This is a genomic window from Nitrospirota bacterium (assembly GCA_035873375.1).
Lineage (GTDB): Bacteria > Nitrospirota > Thermodesulfovibrionia > Thermodesulfovibrionales > JdFR-85 > BMS3Bbin07.
In genome coordinates this window covers 22,211-30,152 of record JAYWMQ010000022.1, presented here as the reverse complement: position 1 = coordinate 30,152, position 7,942 = coordinate 22,211, and the positions used below count along the sequence as shown (strand labels likewise).

Here is a 7,942-nt window from a genome sequence, read left to right as displayed (position 1 = left end):
GTTTTATGATGGGACTGATCGAGGCATTCATACTATTAAATCAGCGCTTCGAGAGATTAACAGGCAAAAATGTAATTCGTCAATGGATAAGATGGGGCTCTATGCAACTCATAGAAAAACCTCGCTTGTTTTAGGATTAGTAAAAACATCCGCTCTTTTTTCATCAAGATCAATAAAGTGATATTCTGTAAATGGTGGAACAACACCGAGTGCGTTTAACGGAGACCCCGGAATGGATTCTCCTGTTGTTTTGCTGATATGCTTTCCCGCACCTGCAAAGGCGTCTATATAGACATATCCTTTACACCATTTCTGGTTATTCATTATCCTTGTATAAGTACCGGCGTAGTCTTTAATTATCTCCAGTTTGATTTCAGACCATATGCCTATTTGATCAATTTTCACTGTTCATCTCATTTAAAAGTCGGTTTTGTCAGGGATAAGGAACCACCCCTGGGCTGCATCGTATTATCACCCTGTCCAACTGAATTTTCCTCAGTTTTTCAGGATGCTGCATCACAGGTCAAGACCTGACACGTTTCTGTTTCTTTTCTTTTTGGGTCTAAATTGCTTAAATCCATTCTGCCAAATGTCGTAGTTCCCCTCTTCAGCAGGAAGGAGAAGTTTTGTTTTGGAGGAGATTGTTTTGAGCTCATTATCGTTGTCAGTCTTTACACAACAATAAACCTTCTTGTATTTCCTATTTTTTCTTTGCCGGTTCACAACCCTGAATAACCACTGTAAATGATAATCAGTCGGAGGGAATGAATACCCGATAATAAAAACATTCTCAGCATCAATCAATGCTTTTGCCATACTATTCCATATCTTAGAAAATAGCTCAGTTGTAATAGGGTTTTGAGTCTCGTTCACATTCACTTCCTGCTTTAACTGTGTGGGAGCAATTATCGCTGCCTGTTCAAATTTGTCAACCTCATGACATCTGTTCTGTACAGGCTCAAGACCATAATCCGTTGTTATCGAAAAGTTTGGGTTTCCTTTCATTAACCAGTTAAAGGAGCCATGGGGTTTTAAAACCTGAATACCATCTTCTTTTCTGTTAACGTTGGTTTTTATATGTGAATAATGCCAGGAATCCTTGACGATACTATTCAATGCCTTTTCAAGTATAGTATCGTAATTTAAACTTATAAAGACGGTTCCCTCACTTTTATTAATCTCAAAGGCTTTCATAAAATTCTTATAAACGTTTCTGCCGTTTTCCAGTCTGCAATTTCTGTAGATCTCTGACAACAATGCGCGAAGCTCCCAGCCTGCAATGAGGAACAAATCTATTTTGCTCGAATCTGGCGGGATAGTAAAATCATTGCTGTATGTATCGTAAAGGCAGTGCTTATCAGGAGGATGATTGGTAAGATCCCATGCCCATCCTATCCACTTCTTTTTCTCTTTTTCAAAATTGTATATTTTGGAATAAATACCTTTAGAGCAAAACTCCAGAAACGTCCACACTTCCTCCAGGCTCGCCATCTCATAGTTGCAGTTGTCCCTGTGGGAGTTAAAGAAATCAAGCATTATACAAAGGGCTGGATATTCTTTAACCATTTTTCTTACCACTGCATGACCGAAGAATCCTTTATCTCCAGGCAGCGGATTGCCACATTTTAAATACCCAGACCCTATTGTAGCCCCTGTCCCAACAATAATAACCGTCTTTTTGGTATGGTCGTTCATATCTTGCCTTTGAAGTGTATAGAGTTCTCCTCACAGGAACCACTCAGGACGGAGTTCTTCATTCCTGCTCATTCATCTTTTATAGAAACGCGATCTTTCGGCTAACTCGATCGCGATCAATTTCTGTTCAGACTTTTCATTTGGCCAGTCAATTACGTTTGCATGTCTTTCGGGAGGTTCGCTGGGAACGATCTTTAAGTCTTTTGACATTACAACCGATGCTTCAATATCAGCCCGGCCTAATATTGGTTTGCCCCGTTTCATGGCGACTTCATGCTCACCGATCTGCCAAGTTTCAACATCAGAAATTTCTGAAGTACGGAATACAGATGTTTCACCATTTTTAGGGTTAGGCATAAATGCAGCATACTTTACTCGATTGTCCGAGGGCCTATACCAATTTCTTTGCAAAACAAATCTTGACAGAATTTCTGATAACTTTATCGGTGTCAATTTACTTGCAACCTGACAAGTATAATCTTTTTAGATTTTCTATGATCACAGCAGGTAAAGATTCACTAAAATACTCAATCCCGTGGGTTTTATTTTTGCCGAATAACCCGGCATAGACGATCTCGTTCTTCCCTCTGACGCTAATGACGAATACCATATCAGGGCCTTTTGACCATTCCAAACCTATCTCGCCCGTAGGTTCTGGAATGATCTCTGGCATAGGGATAAACGAGGTTAACGGTAGGCTCTCAAGCAGCCTTCGTGCTTCAAGATATGCCTCTTCACTTATTGGAAGTGCATCATATCCGTCCCATCCCTCTTCGGAGCATTCCTGGAACACTTCTTCCAGTGACTGCAGTGCTTCTTCTAACGGCCTGCCTATCGTTTCTGCCTTTCTTAACTCTCTGATTCCGTTTTCACAGTACTTCTTGAGATTACTAAATTCATCACTGAATCCAATGCCGGAGAAACTTGAAACACTTGGACAATCAATACATTGAATTGCTGTGCTCATTTGTATATCTCCTTTAATTTATTTGTAATACTGCTAAAAAATATTTCATTCTTAAACTGTCGCAGCTTTTCTATTATCTCCCATGCATCTTTTTCCTCTATTCCGTCTGATTGAAACTTAAAAACATCAATGTCAAGTATAATTGGAGCTATATCGGTAACGATCTGATCTAGGGCCTGAGTAATTATAGCGTTGGCACCAATAGATGGCTCATGTATTACCACACGAGTCAAAAAGCTGCTTACTCCTTGAGGTAATTCCGGCGGTACAACAGGAGGTGCAGTTAAATATTCACCAAAATCCTTTATGGGCATAGGAATATTCAGATTATTAATGTAGCGTACTGCTACTCTTGTAATACACTCTGGAGATGTAATATTCCGATAAAATTTCCATAGTCTAAATGCTTCGTTACGTAGTTGTTCCCATCGGATATACGGTTTCAATCTACTAACAGTAAAACCATCTAAGCTGGCCTGTATTATCTGCTTTCTGTCCGAGGAAATATAACGGTAGCCCGTAACTTTAGTGGCAGATGTTTTTACTGATTCTTCCTTTTTTATGTCAATTTGAGCTTCGATTTGTCTTTGCACTTGTTTTTCAGGGTAATCTGCTGAAATGCTTTCATATATTGAATCTATCTCTGTGACATCAAAGTCATTCGGCAGTTTTACACGAATATCTATAAGAGCTTCTGTTATAGGTGCGTTCTTTAATATAGGATATTCTCTCAAGTTATACTCCTAAAGAAATTTTTAATTTTATTTTATTATAGCAGAATTAACAGTTCTGATCATTTTTAAGTTTGTCCATATACAACGGTTCCAGCTTAGGCCTGTCTGACGCTCGCAGATACGGACAAGCACCTGGAGAGGAAGCATATGAGAACATGAGTCCTAAACCTCTCATCCTTGCAATGATAAACAGGCCTGAGCTCAAGCGTGTTCTTCAGCGGACGGAAGGCCTTGAGCCATTTTTGTTCTCCCAGGATATTAAGCTGTCAACGCTATTCGTGACTATCCCATATACGTCTTTCCGAGGCCAACCACGTCTGATATAAAACCCCCTCCGTACTCCTCAAGAATCTTCTTTGCATTCAGGACTGCCTGTTCCTGATATTCGAGTTTCCTGAAATTCTCAGGCACATATTTAAAAAAGACCTCATCGGCCTGGCTTATCTCGTCCTTAAAATAGTCATACAGGAATTTCAGATATAACCGGTAGGGGGTGATGGTGTTGTTCAACCACGTTTTTGTCCGGATCGTCTCAATATATTTATCTTTTACGTCAACGGCGTTTTCCCAGAGTCCATTGAATTTGTTGAGGGCAAAATCATAATCCGCCCTGTTCTTAAGCTCTACATTGAATTCCAGATTATCAACCAACCCGGCTTGAGTAAAATTACTTGATCCGGTAATGACCCTTCCTGCATCCCGGTCTCCCTCGGCAAAGGTCATGATATAGAGTTTGGCATGTATGTTTTCGGCAGGATATGCTTTTATTTCCAGTTTTCCGCTATCAAGCCACTCTGAAAATTTGGTAATCCCCTCCTCAACCTCTCTGTTGTCTTCAGAGTCTTCCATTTCATTGGCAACTTCCTCTGAAAACCGCTCTTTCACTTCTGCATGGGAAAACCGAAATATCTGCTGTCCACTACTGCTGACTTGCCGGACAAGGTCAACCGTCTCTTTATTGGTGCCGATACCGATCAGTATCCTGATCTTTTTTGTGTTTTCCAGTGATTTATAGAGCGGCTTGAAGCCGCTTGTATAAAAATACCCGACAAGGACATCGAAAAAGTCGGTGTCCCTGATCAGCACCTGGAATCTGTCAAGGAGATTCCTGTTTTCTTCGTTGGTTATAAAGGTTAGATCTGAATGCATGGATATATCATTGGTTTTTGCCTCTATGTATTTTCATCGCTTCTTTTTTTCCCTTTAAATACTACAACTTATCGGCGATAATTTCAATAGAGCAACAGGACAGTGTGGCGGGGACTCGGGGTTATGGTCGGTATTCTTGAAGTAACATACACAAAAGCCTTTTAATGTGTTTGCGATATAGGCAGGTGGAAAATCCACAATCAGTCAAAAATTCCGGCATGTCTTGATGTCCACTTTTTATGGACATGAGCTAATACTTGTTTAACAGCTTTTTGCTTTTCTTTTTTAGCATATCATCAGGTGTTAAGCTGCTTTGTAATGAACGATAGAGACTTCCGAATGAAGGTCTTCAAGCCTGTCAAGTAGAGCCTCGATCCTGTCAACAACATGGCTTTTCATATATGCCTCTCCACAGTCTCCGCAGACCTCGGCAGGCACATCTTTGATAACAATAACCCTGTCGTTGATAAAGAAAGGCGCTGCTGTCATGCCGTCACTCATTTCCCCACCGCATAGGGGACACTTCCTTGTTTTATTTTTTTCTTTTCTTCCAGCCATTTTCCCACCTCTCCGCAGAAGGTTTATAAACCGTGATCATGAATACCCGGTCAAGCTCCCTGTCAACGGCTATTACCGAATGCACAGGCAGAGACGCCGTATATCCGAGCACAAGGCAGCCAGGAAGGGGCCTGCCTTTCATATCATAATCTTCTATTATGATACAATCTTTTAATGCATTAAGCCGCAGATTACGCAGATTTTCCGCAGATTGGGAAAGAAGATATAAAGGGGCAGTAAGGTGGGTTCAGAGATGGACGAGGATTAATATATCCTGTGTGATTTAACTCTATTTAACGTAATTTGTGACCAACCCGTTTTTTATACAATAGAAACTTCAAATGGTATGGACTTAACATCCTCTGGTCTGTCCTTTTTGAGATAGTTTATCTTCTCAAAGCCGATGATCTCTCCGTTTTTATCCTTTTTGATAATAACCCCGTTTCCGACCTCTTCGTTAATACAGGGCCTTGGTTCTTCAAACCAGACATCCAGCGTATTTCCAACCTTGTCATATGTAATTGTTATTTTTTCCATATTCTTTTTCCCCTTTAAATACTACAACTTATCCGCAATAATTTCAATAGAGCAGCAGAGGGAAATGCGGAATTCATGACAATTAAAGACCCCAGCAAATGCGCAGCTTTCACAACCTTACAATCGGCCACAGAGAGATCAGAGTTAAAAGGAGAGAAGTAAAGACTGCATCTGGCCGCAGATTTCGCAGATTTTCCGCAGATTGGGGAAAAGAGATTTACCCGCATCAGATATCTGTTCTGAAGCATCAAGGATCTCCATGGACACGATTTTGCCGTCTTTACTGTAATCTATGATCACGCCTTCTCTTATCTCATCGCTTTCAGCTATATCTTCCTCTCTGAAAATCAGGCTTAATGTATCAGTATCCGGATCGTATATAATCTTCATAAGGAATCCCTTTCCTCCCATGTATTGATTTTGAGTTTGTCAAGGAGTTCTGACACCTTTTCATGTGCGCGGCGGACTATTATTTCCCGGTCTTCTTTATTATCTGTCTCCATAAAATCTCCAACCCATTTCGGTCCAACATGATCTACTGAAGCAAACTTCGACCTTATTTTTGCAAGGCCCTCCACAACGAGTCTGTTCTCGTTATATGGCACGAATTCTTCAACGAGCTTTCTTGCTCCTCCAGGAAAGTGTTCAATACAATAAAAGATGTCATAAGCATCCTTTTCCTTCATCCTTTCATGCATTGCCATACCTTTCATGACAAGAAACGGCACTATCCCTGCCACCTTAAAGCTTACACGATTTCTCCCGCCTTCGGGCAGTTCTCCTTCAAGCGTTACGGTAACCGGGGTATCGAATGCAAGATCGCAGCCCCTTGCCTTTCTTGCACGAACATTCTGAACCTTTTGCGTCCTGTGGCCTTTACCCGTGCCTCCATACTCTCCTGCCATAAGATCGACTTCTACTGTTACAGGATCATCACCTTCAATATTAACCTTCCGATAAAACCTGAATGGCTGATCTTTATCCTGTGTATATCCGCGTTTCAGAAATGCCTCCAATACGGTCTGGTAAGTATCATCCGGGATTTTTGAAAAATCGAGTGCAAGGTCTATGTCGAGGCTTCCTACATGTGGATCATCGGCATGGGGCAATAAAAACGATGGAGTCCAGCCTCCTATTATTACCATTTCATCCTTTATCTCTCCAAGGAGATGGACAAGTTCCAGAATAACAGCCTTGCAAGCATTAACCTCTCTGTTTCCATAGTCGCTTATGCTTACCATTTCGGCCTTAATTTTTGTTCAAGTATCGCCTGTGCCGCCTCTTCACCGCGCCCTTTATAGCTTTTCAGGTCGAGATAAAGTTGAATGTCTGAAACAACATTAATTCCATTTATATCTCGTAGACCGTAAAAGACACCTTCATCGTATGGTTGAAGGAGTGTCACATTCGGACCAGTCTCTACTCTTTTAAACTGGAGAGAATTTGCTATAACCTCAATATCGCCATCAATATAGGCAAAGAACCTCAAGAATCTAACAAATGGGGCAATTTTCCGTGCCCCTGAAAATAATGCCAGGCCATACTGCCACTTTCTTTTATCACAAGCCTTCTTAATTTCCTCTTCAAGCTGGATTCCGGAGAGGCCTGAATAGAAAGAGAAGCTCTGATTCTTTATATAAGAGTAATTATTAACCCACTCATTGAGAACATCCTCAGGTTTAACGAGATAAAACTTCCTCTTTTCTTCCTTAATCCATTCTTTCTCAAGGAGAGCTTTTTTGACTTTTGAGACCAGTCCAATACTGATTCCTGCCTCTTTAGACATGGTTTCAACGAACCATCTTTTAGTCGGCTCTGAAAGTAATACCCGCAGAACACGGCTCGATTTTGTTGAGAATACAGACCTTGAAATGCGTGTAAAAGCAAATGGATTTGGCCTTCCGCTTCTATCAATAAAGATATTTTTGAAGGACAGAAAGGCATTCCCGGCAAGGTCTATACATCCTATTCTCGCCTCTTTACATATCTGTCTGCTTGCATCACTGAGATAGGGGGCGATAAATATCCCGTAGGAATCAGGATAGTTCTTGGTAAAACTATTGATCTGGGCAGCCGCCATTCTTGTCATTCGTGGTTCGCCCTGAGATTTAACTTCAACAATAAATTTGGCTGGTTTTCCAGAAACGAGAACCTTTACTATAAGATCAACTTCTCTCTTATCAAGCCTGACATTCGACTTTATCTCTTTTATTTCAACAAAAGGAATCTCTGAAAGGGCAGACTCAAGACACTTTCGGGCCTCTTTTATTATGTCGTTTCCTGTTTGTTTCACTCTGTTCAT

General features: G+C 40.9%; 12 protein-coding genes. All 12 read right to left on the bottom strand.

Features of this window, described 5'->3' with window-relative positions:
* Nucleotides 1-108: 108 nt before the first annotated feature.
* Entirely contained in the window at nt 109-405 is a 297-nt protein-coding gene (gene tcmP / locus VST71_05120; GenBank protein MEC4685097.1) for a three-Cys-motif partner protein TcmP, read from the bottom strand.
* A gap of 111 nt (nt 406-516) precedes the next feature.
* Entirely contained in the window at nt 517-1,695 is a 1,179-nt protein-coding gene (locus VST71_05115; protein MEC4685096.1) for an SIR2 family protein, read from the bottom strand.
* 72 nt (nt 1,696-1,767) lie between these two features.
* A complete protein-coding gene (locus VST71_05110; protein MEC4685095.1) occupies nt 1,768-2,148 on the bottom strand; it encodes a hypothetical protein in 381 nt (126 codons plus the stop codon).
* A gap of 1 nt (nt 2,149) precedes the next feature.
* The gene (locus tag VST71_05105) at nt 2,150-2,662 is read right to left on the bottom strand and encodes a hypothetical protein (protein MEC4685094.1); all 513 of its coding nucleotides are present in this window, start codon (nt 2,660-2,662) and stop codon (nt 2,150-2,152) included.
* On the bottom strand, nt 2,659-3,396 hold the full coding sequence (locus VST71_05100; protein MEC4685093.1) for a TIGR04255 family protein: 738 nt from the start codon (nt 3,394-3,396) through the stop codon (nt 2,659-2,661). The genes VST71_05105 and VST71_05100 overlap by 4 nt, the downstream gene beginning before the upstream one ends.
* 282 nt (nt 3,397-3,678) lie before the next feature.
* Entirely contained in the window at nt 3,679-4,545 is an 867-nt protein-coding gene (locus VST71_05095; GenBank protein ID MEC4685092.1) for a phospholipase D-like domain-containing protein, read from the bottom strand.
* Nucleotides 4,546-4,848: 303 nt separating this feature from the next.
* A complete protein-coding gene (locus VST71_05090; GenBank protein ID MEC4685091.1) occupies nt 4,849-5,103 on the bottom strand; it encodes a type II toxin-antitoxin system MqsA family antitoxin in 255 nt (84 codons plus the stop codon).
* Nucleotides 5,078-5,293, bottom strand: a complete 216-nt coding sequence (locus VST71_05085; protein ID MEC4685090.1) for a DUF4258 domain-containing protein — start codon at nt 5,291-5,293, stop codon at nt 5,078-5,080. The genes VST71_05090 and VST71_05085 overlap by 26 nt, the downstream gene beginning before the upstream one ends.
* 131 nt (nt 5,294-5,424) lie before the next feature.
* Nucleotides 5,425-5,640 (bottom strand): DUF2283 domain-containing protein, encoded by a 216-nt coding sequence (locus VST71_05080; GenBank protein MEC4685089.1) that lies wholly within the window; start codon nt 5,638-5,640, stop codon nt 5,425-5,427.
* Nucleotides 5,641-5,784: 144 nt separating this feature from the next.
* A complete protein-coding gene (locus tag VST71_05075; protein MEC4685088.1) occupies nt 5,785-6,030 on the bottom strand; it encodes a DUF2283 domain-containing protein in 246 nt (81 codons plus the stop codon).
* A complete protein-coding gene (locus tag VST71_05070) occupies nt 6,027-6,881 on the bottom strand; it encodes a hypothetical protein (protein MEC4685087.1) in 855 nt (284 codons plus the stop codon). The genes VST71_05075 and VST71_05070 overlap by 4 nt, the downstream gene beginning before the upstream one ends.
* Nucleotides 6,875-7,942, bottom strand: coding sequence for a type IV toxin-antitoxin system AbiEi family antitoxin (locus VST71_05065; protein ID MEC4685086.1), 1,068 nt, complete (start codon nt 7,940-7,942; stop codon nt 6,875-6,877). Before VST71_05065 ends, VST71_05070 begins: the two co-directional genes overlap by 7 nt.